Raw genomic sequence first — 415 nt, forward strand, 5'->3', positions numbered from 1 at the left:
CCGCCACTTCGTGGTGCTGGCTGCCCTGGAAGCCCTGGCTGACCGTGGCGAGATCGAACCCAAGGTTGTTGCAGACGCTATCGTCAAGTTCGGCATCGACCCGGACAAGCGCAACCCACTGGACTGCTGAGGAGTATTTTTAAGTGAGCGAACTCATTCGCGTACCTGACATCGGCAGCGGTGAAGGTGAAATCATCGAGCTGTTCGTCAAGGTCGGTGACCGTATCGAGGCTGACCAGAGCCTGCTGACCCTGGAGTCCGACAAGGCCTCCATGGAGATCCCGGCGCCCAAGGCCGGTGTCATCAAGGAGCTGAAGGTCAAGCTGGGCGACCGCCTGAAAGAAGGCGACGAACTGCTGGTGCTGGAAGCCGAAGGCGCCGCTGCTGCGGCCCCTGAGGCGCCAGCCCCTGCACC

The 415-nt window shown here is 61.9% G+C and carries 2 protein-coding genes; both read left to right on the plus strand.

The window, feature by feature from the left end:
• Positions 1-130, plus strand: a 130-nt coding sequence (locus G1E_RS29875) for a hypothetical protein (protein ID WP_256220461.1), incomplete at its 5' end; no start/stop codon positions are given.
• A gap of 13 nt (positions 131-143) precedes the next feature.
• Positions 144-415: acetyl-CoA carboxylase biotin carboxyl carrier protein subunit (locus tag G1E_RS24290; protein ID WP_047150175.1), on the plus strand; the 272-nt coding region annotated here is incomplete at its 3' end.

This window comes from Pseudomonas sp. TJI-51 (genome assembly GCF_000190455.2).
Classification (GTDB): Bacteria; Pseudomonadota; Gammaproteobacteria; order Pseudomonadales; family Pseudomonadaceae; genus Aquipseudomonas; species Aquipseudomonas juntendi.